This is a genomic window from Pseudoalteromonas sp. SD03 (assembly GCF_040937955.1).
In the GTDB taxonomy this organism is placed as follows: Bacteria; Pseudomonadota; Gammaproteobacteria; order Enterobacterales; family Alteromonadaceae; genus Pseudoalteromonas; species Pseudoalteromonas tetraodonis.
Genome location: NZ_CP162514.1, coordinates 1122217 through 1147630 on the forward strand (window position 1 = coordinate 1122217; position 25414 = coordinate 1147630).

22 protein-coding genes and 1 other annotated feature are annotated in these 25414 nt (G+C 40.3%); of the genes, 15 read left to right on the top strand and 7 right to left on the bottom strand.

Going from position 1 to position 25414, the window contains the following annotated elements; all coding sequences use genetic code 11:
• Nucleotides 1-3: 3 nt before the first annotated feature.
• A complete protein-coding gene (locus tag ABZP26_RS05215; protein WP_013464482.1) occupies nucleotides 4-549 on the bottom strand; it encodes a GspH/FimT family pseudopilin in 546 nt (181 codons plus the stop codon).
• A gap of 158 nt (nucleotides 550-707) precedes the next feature.
• Between ABZP26_RS05215 and ABZP26_RS05220 the strand changes: the two genes are divergently transcribed.
• Nucleotides 708-1046: a P-II family nitrogen regulator gene (locus tag ABZP26_RS05220; protein WP_013464483.1), complete on the top strand. Its 339-nt coding sequence runs from the start codon at nucleotides 708-710 to the stop codon at nucleotides 1044-1046.
• 55 nt (nucleotides 1047-1101) lie between these two features.
• Here ABZP26_RS05220 and ABZP26_RS05225 read toward each other — a convergent pair whose 3' ends face one another.
• Complete coding sequence (locus tag ABZP26_RS05225; protein ID WP_013464484.1) at nucleotides 1102-1866, bottom strand: outer membrane protein assembly factor BamD; 765 nt, start codon at nucleotides 1864-1866, stop codon at nucleotides 1102-1104.
• Between the two features lie 141 nt (nucleotides 1867-2007).
• On the opposite strand from ABZP26_RS05225, the gene rluD reads away from it, so the two are divergent.
• From rluD to clpB, 3 genes are all read left to right on the top strand, one after another.
• Entirely contained in the window at nucleotides 2008-2985 is a 978-nt protein-coding gene (gene rluD, locus ABZP26_RS05230) for a 23S rRNA pseudouridine(1911/1915/1917) synthase RluD (RefSeq protein WP_013464485.1), read from the top strand.
• Between the two features lie 2 nt (nucleotides 2986-2987).
• Complete coding sequence (gene pgeF, locus ABZP26_RS05235) at nucleotides 2988-3719, top strand: peptidoglycan editing factor PgeF (RefSeq protein ID WP_138687091.1); 732 nt, start codon at nucleotides 2988-2990, stop codon at nucleotides 3717-3719.
• 96 nt (nucleotides 3720-3815) lie between these two features.
• Nucleotides 3816-6392, top strand: coding sequence for an ATP-dependent chaperone ClpB (gene clpB / locus ABZP26_RS05240; protein ID WP_090494023.1), 2577 nt, complete (start codon nucleotides 3816-3818; stop codon nucleotides 6390-6392).
• A 62-nt stretch (nucleotides 6393-6454) separates the two neighbouring features.
• Here the strand turns inward: clpB and ABZP26_RS05245 are convergent, their stop codons facing one another.
• On the bottom strand, nucleotides 6455-8002 hold the full coding sequence (locus ABZP26_RS05245) for a PAS domain-containing methyl-accepting chemotaxis protein (protein ID WP_090494021.1): 1548 nt from the start codon (nucleotides 8000-8002) through the stop codon (nucleotides 6455-6457).
• A gap of 427 nt (nucleotides 8003-8429) precedes the next feature.
• Between ABZP26_RS05245 and gshA the strand changes: the two genes are divergently transcribed.
• Together gshA and ABZP26_RS05255 are read left to right on the top strand one after the other, a co-directional pair.
• A complete protein-coding gene (gene gshA / locus ABZP26_RS05250) occupies nucleotides 8430-10007 on the top strand; it encodes a glutamate--cysteine ligase (RefSeq protein ID WP_036956848.1) in 1578 nt (525 codons plus the stop codon).
• A 436-nt stretch (nucleotides 10008-10443) separates the two neighbouring features.
• On the top strand, nucleotides 10444-11052 hold the full coding sequence (locus tag ABZP26_RS05255; protein WP_008114460.1) for a hypothetical protein: 609 nt from the start codon (nucleotides 10444-10446) through the stop codon (nucleotides 11050-11052).
• A 55-nt stretch (nucleotides 11053-11107) separates the two neighbouring features.
• On the opposite strand, the gene ABZP26_RS05260 is transcribed toward ABZP26_RS05255, so the two are convergent.
• Both ABZP26_RS05260 and ABZP26_RS05265 read right to left on the bottom strand, forming a co-directional pair.
• Nucleotides 11108-12376, bottom strand: coding sequence for an HlyC/CorC family transporter (locus tag ABZP26_RS05260; protein WP_013464491.1), 1269 nt, complete (start codon nucleotides 12374-12376; stop codon nucleotides 11108-11110).
• 61 nt (nucleotides 12377-12437) lie between these two features.
• Complete coding sequence (locus ABZP26_RS05265) at nucleotides 12438-13244, bottom strand: inner membrane protein YpjD (RefSeq protein WP_013464492.1); 807 nt, start codon at nucleotides 13242-13244, stop codon at nucleotides 12438-12440.
• 223 nt (nucleotides 13245-13467) lie between these two features.
• On the opposite strand from ABZP26_RS05265, the gene ffh reads away from it, so the two are divergent.
• The 7 genes from ffh (at nucleotide 13468) to tyrA (ending at nucleotide 19547) form a co-directional block, all read left to right on the top strand.
• On the top strand, nucleotides 13468-14847 hold the full coding sequence (ffh, locus tag ABZP26_RS05270) for a signal recognition particle protein (RefSeq protein WP_008464738.1): 1380 nt from the start codon (nucleotides 13468-13470) through the stop codon (nucleotides 14845-14847).
• A 261-nt stretch (nucleotides 14848-15108) separates the two neighbouring features.
• Complete coding sequence (rpsP, locus tag ABZP26_RS05275; protein WP_008114468.1) at nucleotides 15109-15357, top strand: 30S ribosomal protein S16; 249 nt, start codon at nucleotides 15109-15111, stop codon at nucleotides 15355-15357.
• 17 nt (nucleotides 15358-15374) lie between these two features.
• A complete protein-coding gene (rimM, locus tag ABZP26_RS05280) occupies nucleotides 15375-15911 on the top strand; it encodes a ribosome maturation factor RimM (RefSeq protein WP_008114470.1) in 537 nt (178 codons plus the stop codon).
• Nucleotides 15911-16678, top strand: a complete 768-nt coding sequence (gene trmD / locus ABZP26_RS05285) for a tRNA (guanosine(37)-N1)-methyltransferase TrmD (protein ID WP_008114471.1) — start codon at nucleotides 15911-15913, stop codon at nucleotides 16676-16678. The genes rimM and trmD overlap by 1 nt, the downstream gene beginning before the upstream one ends.
• A 33-nt stretch (nucleotides 16679-16711) precedes the next feature.
• Complete coding sequence (rplS, locus tag ABZP26_RS05290) at nucleotides 16712-17071, top strand: 50S ribosomal protein L19 (protein ID WP_011327636.1); 360 nt, start codon at nucleotides 16712-16714, stop codon at nucleotides 17069-17071.
• A 192-nt stretch (nucleotides 17072-17263) separates the two neighbouring features.
• A complete protein-coding gene (locus ABZP26_RS05295; RefSeq protein ID WP_013464495.1) occupies nucleotides 17264-18133 on the top strand; it encodes an MYG1 family protein in 870 nt (289 codons plus the stop codon).
• A gap of 280 nt (nucleotides 18134-18413) precedes the next feature.
• Complete coding sequence (gene tyrA / locus ABZP26_RS05300) at nucleotides 18414-19547, top strand: bifunctional chorismate mutase/prephenate dehydrogenase (RefSeq protein WP_128583232.1); 1134 nt, start codon at nucleotides 18414-18416, stop codon at nucleotides 19545-19547.
• A 62-nt stretch (nucleotides 19548-19609) separates the two neighbouring features.
• On the opposite strand, the gene ABZP26_RS05305 is transcribed toward tyrA, so the two are convergent.
• Complete coding sequence (locus ABZP26_RS05305) at nucleotides 19610-20767, bottom strand: chorismate mutase (RefSeq protein ID WP_013464497.1); 1158 nt, start codon at nucleotides 20765-20767, stop codon at nucleotides 19610-19612.
• Nucleotides 20768-20811: 44 nt separating this feature from the next.
• Nucleotides 20812-20934, bottom strand: a sequence feature (Phe leader region).
• A 189-nt stretch (nucleotides 20935-21123) separates the two neighbouring features.
• Here ABZP26_RS05305 and ABZP26_RS05310 point away from each other — a divergent pair.
• Complete coding sequence (locus ABZP26_RS05310) at nucleotides 21124-24126, top strand: EAL domain-containing protein (protein ID WP_064663788.1); 3003 nt, start codon at nucleotides 21124-21126, stop codon at nucleotides 24124-24126.
• A 15-nt stretch (nucleotides 24127-24141) separates the two neighbouring features.
• Here ABZP26_RS05310 and ABZP26_RS05315 read toward each other — a convergent pair whose 3' ends face one another.
• Complete coding sequence (locus ABZP26_RS05315) at nucleotides 24142-24471, bottom strand: translation initiation factor (protein WP_008464752.1); 330 nt, start codon at nucleotides 24469-24471, stop codon at nucleotides 24142-24144.
• A 247-nt stretch (nucleotides 24472-24718) separates the two neighbouring features.
• Here ABZP26_RS05315 and ABZP26_RS05320 point away from each other — a divergent pair, with 247 nt between their 5' ends.
• Nucleotides 24719-25378 carry a GAF domain-containing protein gene (locus ABZP26_RS05320; protein ID WP_368485433.1) on the top strand — a complete coding sequence of 220 codons (660 nt, stop codon included), beginning with the start codon at nucleotides 24719-24721 and terminating at the stop codon, nucleotides 25376-25378.
• The last annotated feature ends 36 nt before the right edge of the window (nucleotides 25379-25414 follow it).

The window sequence follows — 25414 nt, forward strand, 5'->3', positions numbered from 1 at the left end:
CTTTTAACCACAGCTCTCTGTGGTATCCCCTAAATAAAAAGCGGTGCCTGATTGCGTTAATGTTAACGCTTTTTGGTTTTTGTTGTCGCCGTTAGGACAAAATATGAAGTTCCCAGGATTTGTAGTTATACGTCCGCTGGTATTAAATCGTATACGGGTATCTGTAAATGAAACGCGATCATTAGGACTAATTTCCTCCATGACTCTGATCAAGCTATCTGTTTCATTATTATATTGGCCATTATTATTAGCATCTATAAAGGTAATAATTATTTGATCAACATCCCATTTACTTGAGCAAGTTAGGGTTTTATCATCACTTTTTACTTTTGTACCTGGAGCAGCGCACACAATTACGATCTCATCGGTACTAGCCGCTTGTGAACGTGCAAAACTAATATTACGTTTAAGTTCTAATAAAAAATTTTCACCTCGGTTTTCTTCCAGCATATCGCTACTGTTCCACAACGCAATAGTGGCTATAATGCCAACAATGGCCACGGTGACCATTAACTCTAATAGGGTAAATCCACGGTGCTTAGTTTTCATATAAATCTCATTAACTCGGTGATGTTTTAGTATAGTTATTTTTATTAAAATAATCATACCATGATTATTTTTCACCGGTGCTATTCAATCTCTTTGTTTGCTATGAACCTCATGATTGTCTAAAATCGAGGCAACTGAAGCTTTCAAAAGTAATTACTATGAAAAAAATAGAAGCAATCATTAAACCGTTTAAGCTCGATGATGTGCGTGAAGCATTATCTGATGTAGGCATTACGGGTATGACAGTAAGTGAAGTAAAAGGGTTTGGGCGTCAAAAAGGCCACACAGAGCTATACCGTGGTGCTGAGTACATGGTTGATTTTTTACCTAAAGTAAAATTAGATATTGTGCTAGGCGATGAAGACGTAGAACGTGCTATTGATGTTATTGTTAAAACAGCACAAACTGGCAAAATCGGTGATGGTAAAATATTTGTCACTGACGTAGAACGTGTGGTTCGAATTCGTACTGCAGAAGAGGATGAAGAGGCTATATAGTCGAATAAACCTCGTAAAAAAAGGCGCTAATTTTATAACTAGCGCCTTTTTCGTGTTATTTATTTCTGCTATTAAATTTACGCGTTTGCTCTGCATGCTGACTTAGTTCAGTCAAGCCAAGCTTCTCGTAACTTTTTTCCATCATGGCGAGTGCCGCATCAAGATAACTACTTTGTGAGTAGTGCTCTACCACATATTTACCGCGATTTGCGGCTGCTAAATAGGCTTCACGTTCGTAATAGTAAGTTGCCACTTTTAGCTCATAACGTGCCATGCGGTTTAATAACCAAACTAAACGACGTTTTGCTTCTGGCGCATAATCACTTTCTGGAAAACGTTTAACTAAAGTTGATAAGTCGGTATAAGCAACACGGGTGCGTTTAGCATCTCTGTCGGCTCTGTCTACGCCAAAGTATTCTTGGAAAGCATTTTTATCCGCCTTAATATTAACCAAGCCACGCATGTAGTACATGTAATCTAAATCTTTGTGGTTTGGGTTTAAGCGAATAAAACGGTCGATTGTAGCAAGCGCTTGCTCTGTATTACCTGATTGGTAATGTGCATACACTAAATCCATTTGGACTTGTTTTGAAAACGGACCAAACGGGTAGCGAGAATCAATTGCCGTTAATAATTCAATTGCACGAGCGTATAAACCAGAATCAAGCGTTTGTTTTGCATCTTCGTATAGTGCTTGTGCCGATCTGTTGGGTACGCGTTGAATATCTTCTTGGTCAGGTGCAGACGAGCAGGCCCCTAAACTAAGCACTGAAACTGAAAAAACAATGGCGAATGCACGTTTCCCTATTTTATTTATCATTTTATTTGTTACCTTCGATGTCTTCGGCTAGGCCAAGTGGGTAAAACCGAGTAAACTATGCGTATTATGTTATGCTTTTATTAAAAGCGATTCTAACCCAGTCAAGCAAAGCTTGCACTGGTAAATTGGGTAAAGTTACTAATGTCAGAGCAAATATCTCTCCAAGCCGAGGTCCCAACAGACTTAGGTGGTAAACGTCTAGACCAAGTATTAGCACAATTGTTCCCTGATTATTCACGATCACGGATAAAAACGTGGATTTTAGATGATAAAATCACCGTTGATGGTGAAATTTTCAACACCCCGCGTGAAAAACTACTCGGTGGTGAAGTTGTAGCTGTTGAAACAACAATAGAAGCACCTCGTGAATACGAAGCACAAGATATCAAATTAAACATCGTTTATGAAGACGATGATATTTTAGTGATCAACAAACCAATGGGATTAGTGGTTCATCCTGGCGCAGGTAACCCTGACGGTACGGTGTTAAATGCTTTATTACACTACTATCCAGAAATTATTAATGTGCCACGAGCAGGTATTGTGCATCGTTTAGACAAAGATACAACAGGTTTAATGGTTGTTGCTAAAACGATTCAGGCACAAACACATTTAGTTAAAGCACTGCAAAAGCGCGAAAACTTTACACGTGAATATGAAGCGTTATGTAATGGCACTATGACAGCCGGTGGTATGGTTGAAAAACCAATTGGTCGTCATGCTACGCAGCGTACGCATATGGCAGTACATGAAATGGGTAAACCAGCTATTACGCATTACCGTGTTGCCGAAAAATTCCGCGCCCATACACGTTTGCGTTTACGTCTTGAAACAGGGCGTACACACCAAATTCGTGTGCATATGGCATACTTAAACCATCCATTAATTGGTGATCAATCTTATGGCGGTCGTCCTCGTCCACCAAAAGGGGCAACGCCTGAGTTATTTGAGTTACTGCGTAGCTTTAAACGCCAAGCGCTTCATGCCGTTAAATTAAGTATTGCGCATCCAATCACCGGTGAAATGATGACCTGGCAAGCGCCTATCCCTGATGATATGGTCCAAATGACTCAAGCATTGCGCGAAGACACAAAAGCAAACCCTGATATAGCGAGTTAACAATGTTTGGCTTATCAGCTACATGGCAATCTCTTCATGGTGTAGATACATTGAGTACTACACGTGAAGGGGGCGTATCTCAGCCTCCATTCGATAGTTTGAATTTAGGGTTGCATGTAGGTGATAACAGCCAAGATGTATTAAATAACAGAGCACGTGTAAATGCTCATTTGCCTAAACCGGCAATTTGGTTAAATCAGGTTCATAGCGCTGATGTAATTACAGTGGATGAGCGATTTGACCCCAATCAAATACTCACAGGCGATGCGTTATATACGCAATTACGCAATCAACCTTTAGCCATAATGACTGCTGATTGTTTACCTATTTTACTCTCATCGAGTGACGGGCAAGAAGTGGCCGCAATTCATGCCGGTTGGCGAGGGTTAGAGCAAGGGGTGATAAACAATACGCTGGCATGTTTTAAAAATGCCTCGGCAAATATACATGCTTGGTTAGGTCCTGCAATAGGGGCTAATCAATTTCAAGTAGGCCAAGAGGTAGTCGAGTTATTTACAGCAAATAACCCCCTAATGCACAGCGCGTTCAAAGCTCAAAATAATGAAAAGTATTTAGCTGATATCTATCTAATAGCAACTATTTTACTTAATCAACAGGGCGTTATAAACATTAGCGGAGGTGAATATTGCACTGTTTCTCAAGCTAACTTGTTTTTTTCTTATCGGCGCGATGGCCAAACCGGTCGTATGGCAAGTTTGATCTGGCGCAAGTAAATAATCATTAGGTGATTATTTTTCCCACAATACCTTGAACAAACCCGCTAACATACCCATCTATTAAGTAATTCGTTTTTTTATAGGTAAACCCCCATGCGTTTAGATAGATTTACAAGTAAATTTCAGTCTGCGCTTTCAGATGCGCAATCATTAGCGCTAGGTCGCGATCATCAATTTATTGAACCTGTGCATCTAATGTACGCTTTGTTAAAACAAAGTGGCTCAAGTGTACGTGCACTATTTGCACAAATGAGCATCAGCGTTGATGAACTCAACACTAAATTATCACAAGAGATAGAAAAGTTATTTAAAGTGGAAGGTGTTGGTGGCGATGTACAGTTGTCAAATAACATGGTTTCACTGATAAACCTATGTGATAAATACGCCCAAAAACGTAAAGATAAATATATTTCAAGTGAGTTGTTTGTATTAGTTGCGTGTGAAGATAAAGGCCCGCTTGGCAGTGTTTTTAAAGCACTTAACATTACTGCGAGTAAGGTTGAAACGGCAATTGAAGCGATTCGTGGTGGCCAAAAAGTTGACGATCCTAATGCGGAAGAAACACGTCAAGCACTTGAAAAGTACACCATCGATTTAACTGAGCGTGCAGAGCAAGGTAAGCTTGACCCTGTAATCGGTCGTGATGATGAAATTCGCCGCACTATTCAAGTATTACAACGCCGTACCAAAAATAACCCTGTGTTAATTGGTGAGCCAGGGGTGGGTAAAACAGCCATAGCTGAAGGGCTTGCACAGCGTATTATTAATGGTGAAGTGCCTGAGGGCTTAAAAAACAAGCGCGTATTATCACTTGATTTAGGCGCATTAGTTGCTGGTGCAAAATACCGAGGTGAATTTGAAGAGCGTTTAAAATCAGTACTTAATGAGTTGGCTAAAGAAGAAGGCCAAGTTATTTTATTTATTGATGAAATTCATACCATTGTTGGTGCTGGTAAAAGTGATGGCGCTATGGATGCGGGTAACATGTTAAAACCTGCCTTAGCACGCGGTGAACTCCATTGCGTAGGCGCAACCACTTTAGATGAATACCGTAAGTACATTGAAAAAGATGCTGCGCTTGAACGCCGTTTCCAAAAGGTATTAATAGAAGAGCCTTCAGTAGAAGACACCATTGCTATTCTGCGTGGCTTGAAAGAGCGTTACGAATTACACCATTCAGTGGAGATCACCGACCCTGCAATCGTTGCCGCAGCGCAGTTATCGCATCGTTATATTAGTGATCGCCAATTACCCGATAAAGCAATCGATTTAATTGACGAAGCGGGCTCTTCTATTCGCTTGCAAATTGATTCAAAGCCAGAAGCTTTAGATAAATTAGAGCGTCGTATTATCCAATTAAAAATTGAAGATAACGCATTGGCCAAAGAGAAAGATGAAGCAAGTCAAAAGCGCCGTACAGAAATGGTCGAGCTGATCACTGAGCTTGAAGGGCAATACCGTGAACTAGATGAAGTATGGAATGCAGAAAAAGCGTCTTTACAAGGCACGCAGGTTATTAAAGCTGAGCTAGAGCAGGCACGACTTGATTTAGAAGTGGCTCGCAGAGCAAGTGACTTGCAGCGTATGTCTGAACTGCAATATGGACGTATACCTGAGCTTGAGCGCAAACTCGATTTAGCATCACAAGCAGAAATGCAAGAAATGAGCTTGCTTAAAAATCAGGTAGGCGAAGATGAAATTGCAGAAATTTTATCACGTTGGACCGGGATCCCAGTGGCGCGTATGCTCCAAGGTGAACGTGAAAAACTATTACAAATGGAAGAGCAGTTACATAACAAAGTCATTGGTCAAGATGAGGCCGTCGTTGCGGTGGCTAATGCCATTCGTCGTTCGCGTGCAGGGCTTGCTGATCCCAATCGTCCAATTGGCTCGTTCTTATTTTTAGGGCCTACAGGGGTTGGTAAAACAGAACTTACCAAGGCACTAGCAGGCTATATGTTTGATACCGAAAGTGCCATGGTGCGTATAGATATGTCTGAGTTTATGGAAAAACACTCAGTCGCACGTTTAGTCGGTGCGCCTCCAGGGTACGTAGGTTACGAAGAAGGTGGTTATTTAACCGAAGCTGTTCGTCGTAAACCCTATTCGGTTATTTTGCTTGATGAAATAGAAAAAGCGCATCCAGATGTGTTTAATATTTTATTACAAGTCCTTGATGACGGGCGTTTAACGGATGGCCAAGGGCGTACGGTTGATTTTAAAAATACGGTTATCATTATGACCTCCAACTTGGGCTCAGATATCATTCAAGAGCAAGCGGAAAGTAATGACTATGACGAGCTTAAAGCAAAAGTCATGGGTGTTTTGCATAATGAATTTAGACCCGAGTTCATTAACCGTATTGATGAAACTGTGGTATTTCACTCACTTTCACATAGTCATATTAAAGAAATTGCAGATATTCAATTGAGTAAATTACGTCAACGATTAACAGAGATGGGGTATTTACTTGAGTTGACAGACGCTGCTCTTGAGCGAATTGCTGCCAGTGGCTTTGATCCTGTCTATGGCGCTCGTCCGCTTAAACGGGCAATACAGCAAACCATTGAAAATCCATTAGCACAAAAACTGCTTAATAATGACTTTCAACCAGGTTGTATCATTGTCATTGATGCTAACGAAGACGGCTTAGTGTTTACGAGTCGATAATCTGAGCACAGTAAAAAGCCGCTGTTTACAGCGGCTTTTTTGTTTTTATTAAAGGGAGTTGGTTAAACCTTAAAAGTCAGTAATAAATCATTCACTTTTCTTGAGCCTTCCACTAGTTCAGCCGCACCGCGCGCTACGCTAAAACTCAATTGTAAATTGTCATCCCCTAAGCCTTTAATCTTTTCAACATTACTACCAATGTCTTTACTTACAACCTGCTGCTGTTCTGCTGCGGCTGAAATATCCGTGGCGAGCTGTGAAATTTCACTAATTTGAATAAAAATACTATCAAGCTCTTGTTGTGTTTGTCCTGTTGTATTAACACAGTCATCGGCTTGTTGTTTTGTACTCTGCATGATTTTAGACCAGCTAAACAAGGTATCTTGAATTTCTTTAATTGAGCTGTGAATTTGTGCTGTGGCGTTTTGAGTACGTGACGACAGCGCTCTTACTTCATCGGCAACAACGGCAAAACCACGGCCATGCTCACCGGCGCGTGCCGCTTCAATAGCCGCATTAAGTGCCAATAAGTTAGTTTGTTCAGCAATCCCTTCTATTTCACTCATGACTTGGCCAATTTTATCTGCTTCAGAGGCAAGCCCCGTTGCTGTGGCGGCCGCTTGCTCAACTTGTACAGCTAAGTCAGACACCATTTTACTGTTATCTGCAATATGATTTTTGATATCAGAGCAGCTTTGATAAGTAATGCCCACTTTATCAGCTGTGTTATTAGTATTGTTAGAGATTTCACCAATCGTGGTACTCATTTGTGACATGGCTGAAGCAATTTGTTCTAGCTGAGTGCCTTGAGAAGAAATACCTTGCTCGGTCAACGTCGATTGTTGATCTAACCCTTGGGCAATCGTATTAAAACTCAAGGTTGAATCTTTTACCCGTCCCAGTACCGTTCTTAATTTAGCACTGAGCATCTGCTCTCTATACTCACTAATGCTGTGTGGGTGCGAGCCACTAAACACATAACGAGATACAGAGTCTGCTTGGCTTTTTTGTTGTTTGAGGGTTGCTGGTGTGATTACCAGCTCATCATAATTTAAAACTAAAATAACAATACATACTAATAAGTTAATCGCGGCAAGCGAAATTGAGCCCCATATTGCGACACTTGCTAACCAAATTAAAATTCCCGCAATGCTTAAACCTTGTCTCAATGATGTGCGTTCGCGCCAGCTGAATAATGATTTATTAGCGTTAATTTTGGCATAGAGCTTTTGTGCTCTGCGTTTTGCGCGTTGCTCTAGTTTTATTCGCACAGACTGATAACCAATCAGTTGGCCATGCTCAAAAATAGGCGTTACAAATGCATCAACCCAATAATAGCGGCCGTCCTTACATAAGTTTTTTACCGCGCCACGCCACGAATGGCCTTGTTTTAAAGTGTCCCACATTTCTTTAAATGCAGCTTTTGGCATATCAGGGTGGCGAACGATATTGTGATTTTTATTTATCAGTTCATCCATCTCGTAGCCTGCGATACTACAAAACTCATGATTGGCATAAGTAATAACACCGCGTAAGTCAGTGGTTGAAACCAACTCTTGGTGTTCTTCGAAGTTAACTTCTTCATCTATTAAGCTTTGATTACGACGCATAGTGACTCTTTATCATTCTTTATTATGGCGGCTATTGTAATTACTAAAACTAATGTACGTTAGTGATATGTGTAAAATAGCAGGAATAAGACATTTTTTTTGATATTTATATGATCTTTATCAATATTAAGCGTAATTGAATTTTTCAGTTATGACAAACTTTTAGGGTTTAACTCTATCTTATCAAAGCGTTTTAAAACGCCATGTTGTCAGCGGGGGGTTATGGCAAATAATATGTAAAAGAAATTGTATATTCGTAGTGGCAATGGCAAGATTATCTTTTATAGCGTGAAACAAAGCGTGTTTAAAATCCAGTAAAAACTATATCTAATAAATTCATATAGTTTTTTCATCGTTTAATCTTGAGTAAAGGTAAAAAGACCCCATAACCTTATGATTAAGCCACTTGGCTCGAGGAAACTTTTTTTTGACAACTTATAATTTAAAGAACACGCTCAACGCGCTATCTAATGCAGATAATCAACAGGCTATTAAAGGCATTATGCGCGGTATTGAGAGAGAATCATTAAGAATTAACCACGATGGTTCTATTTCTAAACAGGCTCATCCTCAAGGTGTGGGCTGTGCGCTCACCAATGAGCATATTACCACTGATTTTTCTGAGTCTTTACTTGAGTTCATTACACCGGTTAGCGAGTCATCAACGCAAACTTTGCAGCAGCTAAAAGATTTACAAAAGTTCACCCTAGAACATATGGGCGATGAATTATTGTGGCCAATTAGTATGCCGTGCTTTATAAATCATCAAGACGATATTGTATTGGCACAATTTGGCGACTCTAATGTCGGTAAAATGAAAACCCTATATCGCGAAGGCTTGAAGAATCGTTACGGCAGTATGATGCAAGCGATTGCTGGCGTGCATTTCAATATTTCTTTTCCACAAACGCTATGGCAGTCACTGCACTCATTAAAGCAAAGTGACGCGAAACTTGAAGATTTCATATCGGATAGTTACTTGGCGTTAATTCGTAACTTTAAACGCGAACTGTGGTTAATTAGCTACATGTTTGGCGCATCACCGGCATTATGTAGTTCTTTTTTACAAGGGCGTAAAAGCGACTTACCGTTTAAAAAACTCGGTAAAGGCACTTTATATTTGGAAGTGGGTACCGCATTACGATTAGGTAACTTAGGCTATACCAATAGCGCACAATCGTCATTACGAGTAATGTATAACTCATTAGATGAATATGTTGCAGGACTTAAAAAAGCCATAAATACGCCTTCAGATATTTACGGCAGTATTGACGATTACACCAGTGCTACGCCAAAGCAATTAAATAAAAACATTTTGCAAATAGAGAACGAGTTTTACTCGCCAATTCGTCCTAAACGTAATGCAAAAAATGGTGAAACGCCCACCGATGCATTGCTAAGAGCGGGTATAGAATATATTGAAATTCGTGCATTGGATGTTAACCCGTTTAGTGAAGTTGGGATTGACTTAGAGCAAATACACTTTTTAGATGTGTTTTTAACTTATTGTTTATTAAAAGATTCAGCACCTATGGATTGGCAAGAGCAAACTCGTAGTACTGAAAATCTTGATACTGTGGTTAACCAAGGTCGAGAACAAGGCTTGATGCTTAATTTTAATAACGAGCAGCGCAGCCTAGAATCTTGGGGTGATGAAATATTTAGTCAGCTGAGTGATGTTGCTCAGTGGATGGATACTGCTTACGATGTTGACTACTACTCAAACACCATTAAGCGCATGGCGACTTGGATTCATGATCCGGCATTAACGTATTCTGGTCGTTATGTTGAGCAGTTAAAAGCATCAGGGTTAGATAATGGCCACTTTGCACTGTCACTTGCTCAGAAGTACAAACAAAGCCATGAAACAGCAAGTTATACTGAATTTTCAAAATCGTGGCTAGAGCAACAAGCTGCAGAGTCGTACCAAGCCCAAAAGGCAATTGAACACGCTGATAAACAATCATTTACCGCATTTTTAGATACATATTTCAGGGTCTGTTGACCTTTGCGGATTACAATTTGTTCAAACTAGGAGCGGTTTAATCGCGGCGTGAGGTTTGTAACCTAATGGGCTCGATAACTGCTCCTGCGTTATTCTACTGGCTTACATCCATGTAAGAATAAGTAAAAACCGAGCAACAAAGAGTAAATTGCTCCTAGGCAGAACCCGAAGAGCAGCACCTGTTTGGCATTGATGCTGCGTTATCGCCTATTTATGGGTAATAACCACACCACATAGGCTTTGCCTTGCCTAAATACCAAACAAACTGCTGAAAATTCAACCTTGAAAGGTCAACAGACCCAAGTAAGTAGTAGGCAAAAAAAACGCAGCTCATAGTAGCTGCGTAAATATTCTTTAGGGATGAAACAATGCTGTACTGCTGCATTCATAGATTCAGACCCACGCTTTTTTAAAAAGTTCAGTGAGATCTTAAAAAATGAAAAAAAATATTATTACTTTATCTCTAGTGCTTACCTTAGCGGGGTGTGCCACTGCGCCACCTAAGCAACCCGAAGATATTTGTAAAATCTTTGAAGAGAAATCTGACTGGTATTTTGATGCTAAAGACGCGCAAGATAAGTGGGGCTCTCCCAAACACGTATTAATGAGTATGATGTACCAAGAAAGTTCTTTTCGTCATGATGCCGCGCCACCCATGGAATACTTTTTATGGATAATTCCAACCGGCCGCGCAAGTGATGCCTATGGTTATTCTCAAGCTAAAACTCCAACTTGGTCTGATTATATTCGTGAAACAGGTAATAGTGGTGCTGATAGAGATGAATTTGAAGATGCGATCGATTTTATGGCGTGGTTTGTTTATAAAACTCACAAAGTTAATGGTGTTTCTAAATGGGATGCTTACGCACAGTATTTAAATTATCACGAAGGGTGGGGCGGTTATAAGCGAGGCACTTATCGTAAGAAAAAGTGGTTAATGAGCGTTGCCAATAAAGTAAAACATCGTGCAAGCCGTTATGGAGCACAGCTAAGACGCTGTGAGGATGATTTAGACAAAGGTTGGTTAGAGCGTTTATTCTTTTAACTAATCTAAACCCAGATTAATAAAAAAGGAGCCATTTGGCTCCTTTTTTGTTGGTTTATTTTTTACGTTTATTGGGCTGAATTTTAACTTGTTTAATCATGTTTTCTTTCACTTCAAGTACCTCAACCGGATAACCTGCAATACGAATGCTTAAGTTAGCATCAGGGATGTCTTCTAAGTACTCAACAATGAGGCCACTTAGCGTTTTAGGGCCATCTAATGGGAATTCCCAACCCATTTCTTTATTTAAGTCGCGTACGTTAGCACCACCATCAACAATATAAGAGCCATCATTTTGTGTGGTTACTTCTTCACTCGGTGTCCGAGTTTGAGTAGTGGTGAAATCGCCCACAACCTCTTCAAGAATATCTTCTAGAGTAACTAAGCCTTGGATATCGCCATATTCATCAACAACAATACCAATTCGTTCTTTTGATAATTGGAACTTCAGTAGTTGGGTGTTAAGCGACGTTCCCTCAGGAATAAAGTAAATTTCACGTACAGCGCGCAGTAGCGAAGGTTTATCGAATTGCTCTTTAGTAAGAAGACGCAATGCATCACGAGAGTGAATAAATCCCACTGCATCATCTATATTGTCGCGATATAAGAGTACGCGAGTATGTTGAGCGTGAGTAAGTTGTTTACTGATTATTTTCCAATCGTCATTAATATCAATCGCCACAATTTCATTGCGAGGGATCATAATATCTTCAACGGTAACTTGTTCTAAATCTAAAATAGAGGTCAACATACTTTGGTGACGAGCGGGGATCAGCGCCCCCGATTCATTTAGCACGGTTTTTAATTCTTCTTTACTCATGCTGTGCTCATCTATTTGTGCAGCGCTAATACCAAATAAGCGCAATATACCATTGGTCATCCAGTTAACAACGACAACAAATGGGAAGAGAATTTTTAGTAACCCTTTGAGTATCACCGAACTTGGAAAAGCGACTCGCTCAGGATAGAGGGCGGCCAGTGTTTTTGGCGTTACTTCAGCGAAAATCAGCACCACAAGTGTTAATGCACCTGTTGCTATAGCAATACCTAAATCACCATACAAACGAATACCAATAATGGTGGCAACTTGGGCAGCCGCAATATTGACAAGGTTATTACCAATAAGGATAAGACCTATCAACCTGTCAGGTCGACTGAGTAATTTACTAACGCGTTTCGCAGCACGATGATTCTCTTTAGCGAGGTGTCGTAAACGAATACGGTTGATTGACATGATTCCGGTTTCTGACCCGGAGAAGTAAGCAGAAAAAAGTACCAATAAACCTAAAATGATAAACAGCGTACTTGTCGATATGTCGTCCAACGATGGATCCTTTTTTTATAAACCAATGCGTATTAAGCTAGAGTGAGCTTTCAGAGTCAAGTTAAAACTTATTTAGAACCACTTCTTGTATAAAACGGCTGCCAAAATAAGCGAGTGTGAGTGTAAATGCGGCAATCATAATACTCACTACCACCATTTTCCCTCGCCAACCTCGTTTTACATGGCCAACGGCAATCGTAGCAAAAATAGCCCAAGCAACTAAAGATAAGATTGTTTTATGAATAAACTCTTTGGCAAACATGCCATCAAGAAATACAAACCCTGTAATCAGCGCCACGCTTAATAATACTGTGCCTAAATTTAATAGTTGATAAAGTTGACGCTCTACCACCATTAGTGGCGGTAAATGGCTATGTACTATTGCTAAATCTTTACGTTTCAGACGTTTATCAATAAAGTAAAATTGTACGCCGTAAAGGGTGGCAATAATTAAGATACAGTAGGCTAATAACGACAGTGAAATATGCGCAACTAACGCAAGCTCTACATTAATGCTATGAAGTAAAACGTGATGAGGAATAAACAGGCTAGCAATAGTTAACAGGGCAGCAAAGCCGTATACAACAGGTAATAGCAGTGTCGCAGGAAACTTCAAAGAGACGGTGGTGACACAAAGCACTATTACCCAACAAGTCAGTAATGCAACATTAACAATACTTAAATCTTGGCCATCGGCTCTAAACACCGAGTTTACTAAAAGCAGCATATGCGCCAAAATAGCGACAGTGCTCAGTATTATGGTAATTTTTTGGCTTGGTCCCTGACGATGAAACAATCGCGAAAGCACGTGAGACGTTGCTAACACATAAAATAAACTGGCAATAATAGTTAAACTAATAATCAGCATTTTGCTTTGGCCACTTAATTGAAGTCAAATAATTCGTGTTCGTTATCTGGTCATTGTATTTTATAGCAACGCAAATGCATAGACCCTGTAAAAAGAAACTCAATAAGCAGCACTTCAACACTGTATTGTATGCCACCATTTACGGTATACTATTTTCAATTGAATTTTAATAACATCGACCTTATTAATAGAGTTGATATAAACGTCTTTTCGGAACCGTTACATGTTTGAGAACCTCCAAGAACGATTAGGTAAAACCCTAAAAAATATTAGTGGCCGTGGTCGCTTAACTGAAGACAACATTAAAGATACACTTCGTGAAGTGCGAATGGCATTTTTAGAAGCCGATGTGGCGTTGCCTGTTGTTCGCGAGTTTGTAAAGCAAGTTAAAGAGCGTGCGGTTGGTGTTGAAGTCACCAAAAGCTTGAGCCCTGGCCAAGTATTTATAAAAATTGTTCGTGAAGAACTTGAAAAAGCCATGGGTGAAGCCAACGAAGAGCTAAGTCTTAATGCACAGCCGCCAGCGGTAGTGATGATGGCTGGTCTTCAAGGTGCGGGTAAAACCACCAGTGTGGGTAAGCTGGCTAAGTTTTTAAAAGAGCGCAAGAAGAAGTCTGTGCTAGTGGTGAGTGCCGATGTGTATCGTCCAGCAGCAATTAAGCAATTAGAAACCTTAGCAACAGAAGTTGATGTAGAATTTTTCCCAAGTGATATTTCGCAAAAACCAGTTGATATTGCAACTGCCGCCATTTCTCATGCGAAAAAGAAATTTATTGATGTTGTATTAGTCGATACTGCGGGTCGTTTGCATGTTGATAGCGACATGATGGATGAAATTAAAGCCTTGCATCATGCAATTAATCCAATCGAAACGCTATTCGTTGTTGATGCAATGACAGGTCAAGATGCGGCAAATACAGCAAAAGCATTTGACGAAGCTTTACCGCTGACCGGTGTGATACTGACTAAAACAGATGGTGATGCCCGAGGTGGTGCTGCTTTATCTATCCGTCATATTACTGGTAAGCCAATTAAGTTTATGGGTGTGGGTGAGCGCACTGATGCCCTTGAGCCTTTCCACCCAGACCGAATTGCTTCACGTATTTTAGGCATGGGTGATGTACTTTCATTAATCGAAGAAGTCGAGATGAAAGTAGACAAAGAACAAGCGGCAAAAGTAGCACAAAAAGTATTTAAAGGTGATGGCTTTACGCTGGATGACTTTGCTGATCAACTAAAGCAAATGAAAAACATGGGTGGCATGATGTCGATGCTCGATAAACTGCCTGGCATGCAAAACATCCCAGATGCGGTTAAAGGGCAAATGGGTGATAAAACCTTTATTCAAATGGAAGCGATTATTAGCTCTATGACCAAAAAAGAGCGTGCACGCCCAGAAATCATCAAAGGTTCGCGTAAAAAGCGTATTGCTGCGGGCTCTGGTACTCAAGTACAAGAGATCAATAAACTGCTTAAGCAATTTACGCAAATGCAAAAAATGATGAAGAAGATGAAAGGTAAAGGTGGCATGCAAAAAATGATGCGTGGCATGAAAGGGATGTTACCACCTGGCATGATGGGTGGCGGTGGTCCAAAATTTTAATAATTTAACCTTTAATACCTCCAATACGAGATAAAAAGTAATCAATAAAGAGGCAAAATGCCTCTTTATTGTTGAATAAACTATGCACAGAATAGCTTATTCATATACTTTTTCATCTTGGATCACGGTTTAATCTACTAAACTGGCTTTTTGCATCACTTCTTACTTGCATTGTTGCTAAAAACTCGTACAATTCACCGGCTCCCCATACTGGGGAGTAAATCTTATTAATGAAAACAGTCAATCTATTTAGAGGACGGTATGGTAACTATTCGTTTGCAACGTGGTGGCGCTAAAAAACGCCCTTTCTATCAAATTGTGGTTGCGGATAGCCGTTTCTCGCGTGACGGTCGCTTCATCGAGAAAGTAGGTTTCTTTAACCCAATTGCTTCAGGTCAAGAAGAAAAACTTCGTTTAGATTTACCACGTGTTGAACACTGGTTAGGTCAAGGCGCAGGTCTTTCAGATCGTGTAGCTAAATTAGTTAAAGACGCTCGTAAAGCGGCTTAATAGGCGTAAGTGTAACCATGAGTCAAGAGAACACCTCATCAATAATTGTCGTAGGAAAGCTCGGCGCCCCATATGGTATAAAGGGCTGGCTTAAGGTGCATTCATTTACTGATGATCCCCAAGGGATCTTCGATTTCAGCCCGTGGTTGATAGGGCAGCAAGGTAAATGGCAATCCTTAGAAGTGGTCGACTGGCGTCGCCACAACAAAGGCTTTATCGCTAAGTTTGCGCAAGTAAATGACAGAGACCAAGCAATGGCTTATACCAATGTTGAAATTTCTGTTGATTCAGCGCAGCTACCAGAATTACCGCAAGGTGAATTCTATTGGCGAGATCTCATCGGCATGTCGGTTGTAACTGATAAAGGTTATAACTTAGGCATTGTTGATGACCTTATGGAGACAGGCTCAAATGATGTACTGGTTGTGAAAGCAAACAGTAAAGATGCATTTGGCCAAGCAGAACGTTTAATTCCTTTTTTAACTGATTCAGTTATTCAAGAAGTTAAATATGATGCGAAAGAAATTACTGTAGATTGGGATCCAAGCTTTTAATGAGTCAAACAAGTTCGTTGTGGGTAGGGGTTATCAGCCTTTTCCCGGATATGTTTGATGCAATTACAACGCAAGGTGTAACCGGTCGTGCTGTTAAAAATGGCTTAATCGATTTTAACTGCTGGAATCCACGTGACTATGCAACTGATAAGCATAGAACCGTAGATGATCGTCCTTACGGGGGCGGGCCAGGCATGTTAATGATGGTTGAACCATTAAAACAAGCCATTCTTGAAGCCAAACAGGCTGCAGGTGATGGTGCAAAAGTAATTTATATGTCGCCACAAGGGCGCAAATTAGATCAGCAAGGGGCTAGCGAACTCGCAAACTCTGAAAAACTGATTTTAATTGCCGGTCGCTATGAAGGTATAGACGAGAGAATAATAGAGTCGTACGTTGACGAAGAATGGTCAATTGGTGATTTTATTTTGAGTGGGGGTGAACTACCTGCCATGACATTAATTGACGCAGTAGCGCGATTAGTGCCAGGGGTGTTAGGACACAACCAGTCAGCAGAGCAAGACTCATTTTCGGATGGCTTGCTAGATTGTCCTCACTATACACGGCCAGAAACATTGGACGACAAACAGGTGCCTGCTGTATTACTCAGCGGAAACCACCAAGAGATAGCAAAATGGCGGCTTATGCAGTCATTAGGTAGAACTTGGCTTCGCCGTCCTGACTTGTTGCATAACCTAGCTCTGACTGAGGAGCAAGCGGTATTACTCGCGAAATTTCAGCAAGAGTACCAAAAAGCTTGTGGCTAGAAGACAGTTACACCTAGGAAAGTGAGAAACATAATGGCAAAAGTAAACCAAAATATTATTAAAGCGCTTGAAGATGAGCAGCTTAAAACAGACGTACCTGCATTCGGCGCTGGTGATACAGTAGTTGTACAGGTAAAAGTAAAAGAAGGTGCTAAAGAGCGTCTACAGGCCTTTGAAGGTGTTGTAATCGCTAAGCGTAATCGTGGTCTTCACTCAGCATTCACAGTTCGTAAAATCTCGAACGGTGAAGGTGTTGAGCGTGTATTCCAAACGCACAGCCCTCTTATTGATAGCGTAACAGTTAAGCGTCGCGGTGCGGTTCGTCGTGCTAAGCTTTACTATCTACGTGAGCGTTCTGGTAAATCTGCACGTATTAGAGAAAAACTTAACTAATACGCGCTGTTTATCAACGCAAAAAAACGGGTTGCAACCTTTGGGTTGCAACCCGTTTTGGTTTTAATGCTATTGCAATTTTTATATCGCTACATTTAAAAACCAATACACACCTTAACCAGCATGCGTTAAAGTGTGGTTCACTTCAAAGCACAATATCTTCTCACTTCTTGCAAAAAATGATGTACAAAAATGAATGATAAAACGATAGTTACGCACAACGGCAATTTTCATGCAGATGATGTTTTTAGTATCGCTGCGCTTAAAATTATTTTCCCTTCTTTTACCCTGATCCGCACACGCGATAATGCGATTATTAATGACGCTGATGTGGTTATTGATGTTGGCGGCCAATATGACCCAGAAACTGACCGGTTTGATCATCATCAGCGCGGCGGTGCCGGTGCTCGCGAAAATGGGATTCCTTTTTCGTCATTTGGCTTGGTGTGGAAAAAATATGGCTTAGCAATATGTGATGATAATCAAGATGTGGCGAATGCAGTTGATGCAGGGCTTGTATCAACTATTGATGCCATTGATTGTGGTCATGTTGAAGGTGTTGCCACAGGCATTAGTTTAAGCCAAACAATTTCTATGTTTAACCCAACATGGGAAGAGGAAAGTAATTTTGATGCTGCTTTTGATCAAGCGGTGGAATTTGCACACACTTTGCTGCTTCGTTTTGTTGCCTCAGCGCAGGGTGGTTTAAATGCTAAAAAGATTGTTGCTCAAGCAATTAAACAAGCAGACGATCCACGATTAATCGTACTAGAGCGTTATACGCCGTGGAAAAAAACCGTACATAGCTTATCAGAAGAGGCGCTATATGTTGTGTATCCATCGCATTCTGGTAAGTGGATAGTGCAAACGGTACCTGCAGAGCTAGGCTCGTTTGAAGACCGAAAGCCATTACCTGCACCGTGGGCTGGATTATCTGATAGTGAATTTCAAGCAGTGACCGGTATAGATGATGCTATGTTTTGTCACAATGGCTTATTTATCGCCGGTGCAGAATCATTCGAAAGTGTTATGTCGCTTGCGACTATGGCATTGGAATATTAGATAAAAAATGCTAATTAAAGTGGCTATTAAGCCACTTTAATTTTCATTGTTTAAACTCGGCATAGACTTACATTTTATATGCTTTTTAATTCACTTTACGCAAGCTGTGTTCTATTCATTTAATTATCCTACCTTGGTCGCAGTTGAGTGACTCATACTGATCTTTTCACTAATTAGCCTTTTAACCCCTGACGTATCCTGTTAGTATTTATCGTATTGATTAGTTTACTTTTTTGTAAGTATTTATTTACGATTTTGCTTTTTTGGATGGAATGAGAACGTGGCAGAGATAAGTGATTTAGCGCAGCTAAGAAAAGGTATAGATGAATGCGATGCGCAACTGGTTGCCTTACTTGCAAAGCGCAATGGTATTACTCAACAAATTGGCGCAATAAAACAACAAACTGGCGCGCCACTACATGCACCCGATAGAGAAGCTGATTTATTAGCTGCACGACGCCAAGAGGCAATTAATCAAGGTGTAAACCCTGATTTAGTCGAAGACATTCTCAGGCGCATGATGCGTGAAGCTTATCAAAATCAACAGGCCAAATTAGCTTGTGCCGACTCACAACTATCTCCGATTGTCATTGTTGGTGGTGAAGGGGCAATGGGGCAGCTATTTGCAAAACAATTTCAGCGCTCGGGTTACGAAGTTAAAGTTTTAGATAAAGCCCAGCAATCACAGGCAGCAGAGATTTTAAAAGGCGCAAAACTGGTGATGATCAGTGTGCCAATTAATGCCCTCGAAACGGTTGTTAACGCGTTACCTAAACTCGATGATGATTGTTTGCTGGTTGATATTACATCGGTTAAACAAGCGCCGTTAAATGTGCTCAAAAAAGTTCACAATGGCGCTGTTGTTGGCTTACACCCCATGTTTGGTCCTGATATTTCTCATTGGGTGAAACAAACCGTGGTGGTATGTGAAGGGCGTAATCCTGAAATGACACAAGGTTTATTAAAGCAGCTACAAATTTGGGGCTGTCAGTTAGTAGAACTTGATGCTAAAAAACACGATGAAGCGATGCAAATCATTCAGGTTATGCGCCATTTAACCACCTTTGTATACGGTCAGTTTTTAGCAAAACAAGGACACACACTGGCAGAGCTGCGTAGTTGTTCATCACCTATTTATCAGTTAGAGCTGATGATGGTCGGTCGTCTCTTTGCGCAATCGCCAGAGCTGTATACTGATATTATGCTGGCGCAATTTGATAATGTAGAAAGCTTATTAGCGCAGTATCAGTGTTTGTTCTCAGAGACGCTTAAAAAGTTAAAAGCAGGGGATAAGCCAGCCTTAATCGATGCCTTTGCTGATGCAAAAGCCTACTTTTCTGACTCCACAGCGCACTTTTTGACACAAAGTCGCAGTTTATTAAATAAAGCGAACGACGCCAAAGTACTCGATTAAACGTGACAGATTAATTAAAACTAAAAAAGGGCCCGCAGGCCCTTTTTTAATGTTGCTTTAGACTAGCTTTGTACGCTCACTGCTTGCAGTGATTCGCTTTGATAACAGCCTAATACGCGTACGTACTGGGTATGCTCTTTAAGCTCTTCTAACGCATGTTTCACTTGGCTATCAGCAAGGTTCGCTTCTAAATCTACATAGAATACTTCTTCCCATGGATTTCCTGGTACAGGGCGAGACTCTAATTTTACTAGATTTATATTATGCTGTTTAAAAATCATCAGCGCATCGGCGAGTGAGCCTGCTTGTTGCTTAGTTGCCATAATTAAACTGGTTTTAGTGGGGATTTGTTTAGATACATGTAGCGGTTTACGTGCAACCACAATGAAGCGACTATGGTTTTCTTTTTGATTAGCAAGATTGGCCTTAATGACTTCAAGCCCTACATTTTTACCTGCTTGTGCAGAGCCAATAGCCGCACTGTTAGGTGTTTCAAGTGCTGATTTTAATGCACTCGATGTTGAATCGCAGGTCTCATGCTGCAAATCGCCAAGCCCTTGTAAAAAACGGCTACATTGAGCAAACGGTTGCGGATGAGCAAACACTTTGGTTAATTGGTTAAGTTCTGTGTCTGGGGCGGCTAATAAACAATGCTCTACGCTGTGAGTGACTTCGCCGACAATAGAGACTTGCGCGTGCTGGAGTAAATCAAATACTTCATTAATACTGCCTGAGCTAGTATTTTCAATCGGTAACAAGCCAAAGTCGGCTTGGCCATTTTCTACTTTACCGGTGATCTCATCAAAAGAACTACAGCCAATTTCAATTAATTTGCCTGGTCGGCGACTAAAGTACTTATGACACGCAAGTTGACTGTAAGATCCTTGTCCGCCTAAATAGGTTACCCGATGGGTTTCACTTAGCGCATCAGGGTTGAGGTTTTTTTGCAGCATAGCTTGTTGATGTAATACCGAGTCTTCTAATATGGTTTGAAAAACATTATTTACATAGTAGGCATCTAAACCAAGAGATTTACCATAACCGATTAATTTTTCGAGTAATGCTAATTCACGTGCTTCATCACGAATTGGTTTATTATTCGCTATCTTATATTCAACAACACCATGGCTAATACGGCGTCGCTTCGCTAATAACACAAGTAGGTCAGAATCGATTTCATTTATATCGTGCCTAAGCGTGTCTAAAACATCATTGCTCATTTGGTTTTCCTCATTCCAAAAATGTCACTGTATTTAACAGCGTAAACAAAAAAGCCTCCCAGTTGGGAGGCTTTACTATTCGATTGATTTTATCTCACAAACAGGGAAGCCTCTTCTATATAAAGAAGCTAAAAAAAGATAAGAAAGTAAGTGAGTATTTTATATTCATGCCCTTAATGTATGAAGAGTAACCTCTAATGTCAACAAGCACTTATATTAAATAGGTTTTTTACCTGATATATATACAAAACATATTGTTTTTTAAAAACTTTACAAATAATTTATAATTCTGATTTGAGATCTGGTATATTTCTACTACTCGCAAAAATAATAATTATAAATAAGGTTGGCCTTTTGTGTATCGACGCCCTCCATCTCGATTTGGAATAAACTCACTCAGTGTCAAGTTATCACTGTTGATCTCTGGCATTTGTTTAGTTGCAGGTATTTGTGCGGCTGCATTAATGCTCAAATCAGAAGAGAAACAGCTTGTATTTGAAGAGCATGAGGTATTAAAGCAATCAAATGAATTATTAATAAACCAGTTTAATAATTTGATAGCGACCAAAGTTAAAATAGCTGAGCAAGCTAATATTGTTGTTAGCGAGCAGTTATTTGAGGGGCAATTATCATTTAAGAATAACAATGCCCCGACTATGCAAGTCACCAATGATGGTTCAGTGCGCAGCGCATCTGCCGATGGCTTATCTGCGGCGTTCATTCCCGAAAATGCTTATTCTCCTTTTTATAAACAGTTAATTGCAGATTCTGAATCGCTTTGGAAAGTGATTTCCCCCACGTTAATTCAAGATTTTTATAATTTTTACCTGATCACCAAAGATAATTTTATCCGTGTTGCGCCACCAAATTGGGCACTTAATGTCCCCGGAGATTACACCTTTAATCAAAGCAAAAGTTTTAATTACGCAAAATCATTAACAAACCCTCAACGCGAGCCGCTGTGGTCACGAGTGTATTACGATGGCGTTTGGAATAAGTGGGTCGTTAGTTTAATTGTACCTATTTATAAAAATGATGAGTTTTTAGGAGTTACGGGTAGTGATATTTCTCTCGACTCTCTCATATCGCAATTGCCCGTCGGCGGAAAAGAAAAACATTTAGTGGTGTTCGATAAGCAAGGGCAGCTATTGGCGCACCCTAATTTAGGAGCCGATAGTTATACCCAATACGGAGAGGCGGGAAAAAAGTTGCTACCTGGCGATTTTATTTCTCCTGAGCTAAAGCGAGTTATTGATAATGCAGGGCAAATACAATTGCCGGAATATGCCGACTCGTTTTCATTAAATGATGAAGACTACATTATAAATATCCATAAAGTTGAAGGTGTAAATTGGTACGTAGGCGTATATAAAAAGCGCTCTTCTACACTATCGGCACTGAAAGACTTAAAACTGAAGTTTTTTGGCTTGTTTATTCTGTATGCCATTTTAGTTGCTTTATTATTACACCAAGCACTTTACCAACTAGTATTAAGACGCCTACATTCACTGGTTTATGCGGTTACTAACTTTGGTAAAGGCCAGTTAGAAATTGATTTTCCAAAAGAAAATAAAGATGAAATCGGTACGCTTAATGGTTCATTTAAAGATATGACCATTGAAATCCGCAAACTCATCGATGGCTTAAACCAGCGCATAATAGAAAAAGAAATTGCAGAAAAGGCTGCAAATCGCTTGTCTAAAGCGGTTGCCTTCTCGGGCACGGGTGTGGTGATTACTGATGAAAACTTTGTGATTGAATATGTTAATCCAAAAATGCTGGAAATGACCGACTTTGCAGAAAGTGATTTCCTGCGCCAGCCACTTCTGACTATTATTGCTAATGAAATGACCATGCTGGTAGAGGATATTGACATTGATTTGCGCAACCGTAATTACTGGCGAGGGGATACCCTTATTGAAGCGCAAAACAAGCCACCCATATGGGTATCGCTGAGTGTGTCACCTATTCGTGAAGATGGTGGAAAAATAACCAGTTACGTTGCTTCAGCGCAAGATATTTCATTTGTAAAAGAAAGCCAACGCAAAATGGAACAGCTCGCTTACTTCGACACATTAACCGGGCTCGCTAATCGTACATTCTTTAGAATGCAGCTTAGAAAGTCGATGGCGCTTGCTGAAAGAGGGCGTTACTCGTTTGCTTTATTTTATTTTGATTTGGATGAATTTAAGCGTATTAACGATACTTTAGGTCATGATGCAGGCGATCAACTATTGGTTGAAGTGGCAACGCGCTTAAAGCAGCGCTTACGAGCAGAAGATACTATAGCCCGTTTAGGCGGTGATGAGTTTGCGGTATTACTCAGTGGTATTGAGCATCAAAAAGAAGCATCGGAAGTCGCTGACACCATTCAAAAAACGTTAAATCAGCCAATAAAATTAGGTAGTAACGAAGTCATTGTTAGTGCCAGTATTGGTATTACCTTGGCGCCATTTGATAGCTTAGAAGAAGATCAGTTATTAAAACATGCCGATTTAGCCATGTATGAAGCAAAAGCGAAAGGGCGTAATACGTTCCACTTTTATAGCCAAGATCTAAATGCAGCCGCCAATGAGCGATTATTCCTTGAAAATGAGTTGCGCCATGCAATTAAAGAAAAGCAACTCACACTGCATTATCAGCCACAAGTTGATTGTCGAGATAATAGTGTAGTGGGATATGAAGCATTGCTTCGCTGGTTCCATCCTACGCAGGGATTCATTCCACCTACTAAATTTATTCCTATTGCTGAGGCAACGGGTTTAATTGTGGAACTTGGTAAGTGGGTATTACAACAAGCGTGTGAGTTTACTAAACGACTAGAGCAACAAGGTAGAGCGAGTAACATGTCGATAAACCTGTCAGCAAGGCAGTTTAAAGACGCAAGCTTAGTACCTATGCTGAAAAAAATAATCATAGAGACGCAAATTAATGCTAAAAGCCTGCACCTTGAACTGACTGAGAGCATGCTAATGGGTAATGTTGAGGCGGCTATTGATCAGCTACATCAATTGAAAAAGCTGGGTATTTCAATTTCTATTGACGATTTTGGTACGGGCTATTCTTCGTTGAGTTACCTTAAACGTTTTCCTGTTGATATTCTTAAAATTGACCGCTCGTTTGTTAAAGATATCCCTGAAGATGATAATGATATGGAGATCACCGCTGCGATTATTGCGATGGCACAAAAGCTCAAGCTTGATGTGGTTGCTGAAGGGGTTGAAACAATAGAGCAAGTTGAATTTTTACAAAATAATAATTGTTTTATTGTGCAAGGCTATTACTTTAGTAAGCCCGTTGCCGAAGCCGATATCCCTGTGTTGTTTGATCAATTAGCTGCGTTAAAAGTCCCTGAATAGAACAAAAATTGCGGGTTAACCACCCGCAATTTTTACCTTAAACTTTAATCCTTCTAAAATCGCCTTTAACTTATCGCGATCATCGCCTTGTACTTCAATAACTCCTTCTTTTACTGCGCCACCTTGGCCCATCTTACTTTTTATTGTTTTTGCTAACTTTTTTAAATCGTGCTGTTGGGGATCTAATCCTACAACTAGCATTACGCCTTTACCTTTTCGACCTTTGGTTTGTCGCTCTATGCGAATAGACCCGTCTTTAAATAGTTTTACATCCAGTTCTTTTTCTGGCTTTGGCTGGTCAATTCGCCCTGTTGCTGTTGAATACACTAAGTGATTATCACTCATAATTAACCTATCTAAGATTGAATCTAATATTGGGCTAAATAATAACAAATTTGTGACGCAAAGGCGTAATTTTTGCGCCTAAGCTGAACACCTTTTAATCCCGCAAAGATAAACACCCTCTGTTTAAGTACCGCAATAGTGCCTATGAATAAAAGTGTTTAAGGATTTTAAAAAGCGCTTTAAATTGGCTAGCGCTATAAAAATATCCATGCTACTATTTCAGCATTATAGATGTATGGATGGCCAAATGATAGATTCTTATTTAGAGCAAGCTCAGCTTAATGTAGAGCAACAGTTAATTAACGCTGAGCTAGAAAAGCTTGAGCAGTACTTAAATAGCAATGCTGCACCGGCCGTGCGTTGGCAGTATCAAATTCCAGAACTCGGTGAAGGTGGCGCATGTAGTTTATTCGGCTACTTGCAAGATGAGCCGTTTAATTTAAACGATTACGTTAGCCAAAATACGCAAACAACGGCAAAGTTAGCGCAACTTCAGTTGATTGTTGACTATGTAATCGAAAACACCCAGTTAGATTGGTATGGCATCTATCAAAATACGGCCACCCCTGAAGGCGAGCAGTTATTAAAGCTCGCTTATTTTGGTGCACCGAGTCGCCCTTTATTTCCGCTCACCGCTGAATTTGCAACCGGCAGTAATAATGTGCAAGTGGCACTCAGTGGTAAAGGACGTGTCATTAATAATGTTGAGCAATATTTAGCCGCGGGTGGTGAGTATTACACCTGCGATCCGAAAGTAAAAGCAGAGGCCTGTTTACCACTATTTAATGCGCAAAAGCAGTGCATTGGCATTGTCGATGGCGAAGCCTTTAGCACGGATTTTTTTGATAATGCGACACTCGCGTTATTAATTGCATGCTGTATTAAAATTCCTCACTTTTTAGTGTAAATAACACTGGTCAATCGAGTGAGTTTTTATGTTAAG

Bases quoted from the DNA above. Each gene is read 5' to 3' on its own strand.
- rplS (WP_011327636.1), top strand. From the start codon at position 16,712: ATGGCAAAAGTAAACCAAAATATTATTAAAGCGCTTGAAGATGAGCAG.
- ffh (WP_008464738.1), top strand. From the start codon at position 13,468: ATGTTTGAGAACCTCCAAGAACGATTAGGTAAAACCCTAAAAAATATT.
- ABZP26_RS05220 (WP_013464483.1), top strand. From the start codon at position 708: ATGAAAAAAATAGAAGCAATCATTAAACCGTTTAAGCTCGATGATGTG.
- ABZP26_RS05295 (WP_013464495.1), top strand. From the start codon at position 17,264: ATGAATGATAAAACGATAGTTACGCACAACGGCAATTTTCATGCAGAT.
- rluD (WP_013464485.1), top strand. From the start codon at position 2,008: ATGTCAGAGCAAATATCTCTCCAAGCCGAGGTCCCAACAGACTTAGGT.
- trmD (WP_008114471.1), top strand. From the start codon at position 15,911: ATGAGTCAAACAAGTTCGTTGTGGGTAGGGGTTATCAGCCTTTTCCCG.
- pgeF (WP_138687091.1), top strand. From the start codon at position 2,988: ATGTTTGGCTTATCAGCTACATGGCAATCTCTTCATGGTGTAGATACA.
- ABZP26_RS05315 (WP_008464752.1), bottom strand. From the start codon at position 24,471: ATGAGTGATAATCACTTAGTGTATTCAACAGCAACAGGGCGAATTGAC.
- ABZP26_RS05305 (WP_013464497.1), bottom strand. From the start codon at position 20,767: ATGAGCAATGATGTTTTAGACACGCTTAGGCACGATATAAATGAAATC.
- ABZP26_RS05255 (WP_008114460.1), top strand. From the start codon at position 10,444: ATGAAAAAAAATATTATTACTTTATCTCTAGTGCTTACCTTAGCGGGG.
- rimM (WP_008114470.1), top strand. From the start codon at position 15,375: ATGAGTCAAGAGAACACCTCATCAATAATTGTCGTAGGAAAGCTCGGC.
- ABZP26_RS05320 (WP_368485433.1), top strand. From the start codon at position 24,719: ATGATAGATTCTTATTTAGAGCAAGCTCAGCTTAATGTAGAGCAACAG.
- ABZP26_RS05265 (WP_013464492.1), bottom strand. From the start codon at position 13,244: ATGCTGATTATTAGTTTAACTATTATTGCCAGTTTATTTTATGTGTTA.
- clpB (WP_090494023.1), top strand. From the start codon at position 3,816: ATGCGTTTAGATAGATTTACAAGTAAATTTCAGTCTGCGCTTTCAGAT.
- ABZP26_RS05225 (WP_013464484.1), bottom strand. From the start codon at position 1,866: ATGATAAATAAAATAGGGAAACGTGCATTCGCCATTGTTTTTTCAGTT.
- ABZP26_RS05245 (WP_090494021.1), bottom strand. From the start codon at position 8,002: ATGCGTCGTAATCAAAGCTTAATAGATGAAGAAGTTAACTTCGAAGAA.
- ABZP26_RS05215 (WP_013464482.1), bottom strand. From the start codon at position 549: ATGAAAACTAAGCACCGTGGATTTACCCTATTAGAGTTAATGGTCACC.
- rpsP (WP_008114468.1), top strand. From the start codon at position 15,109: ATGGTAACTATTCGTTTGCAACGTGGTGGCGCTAAAAAACGCCCTTTC.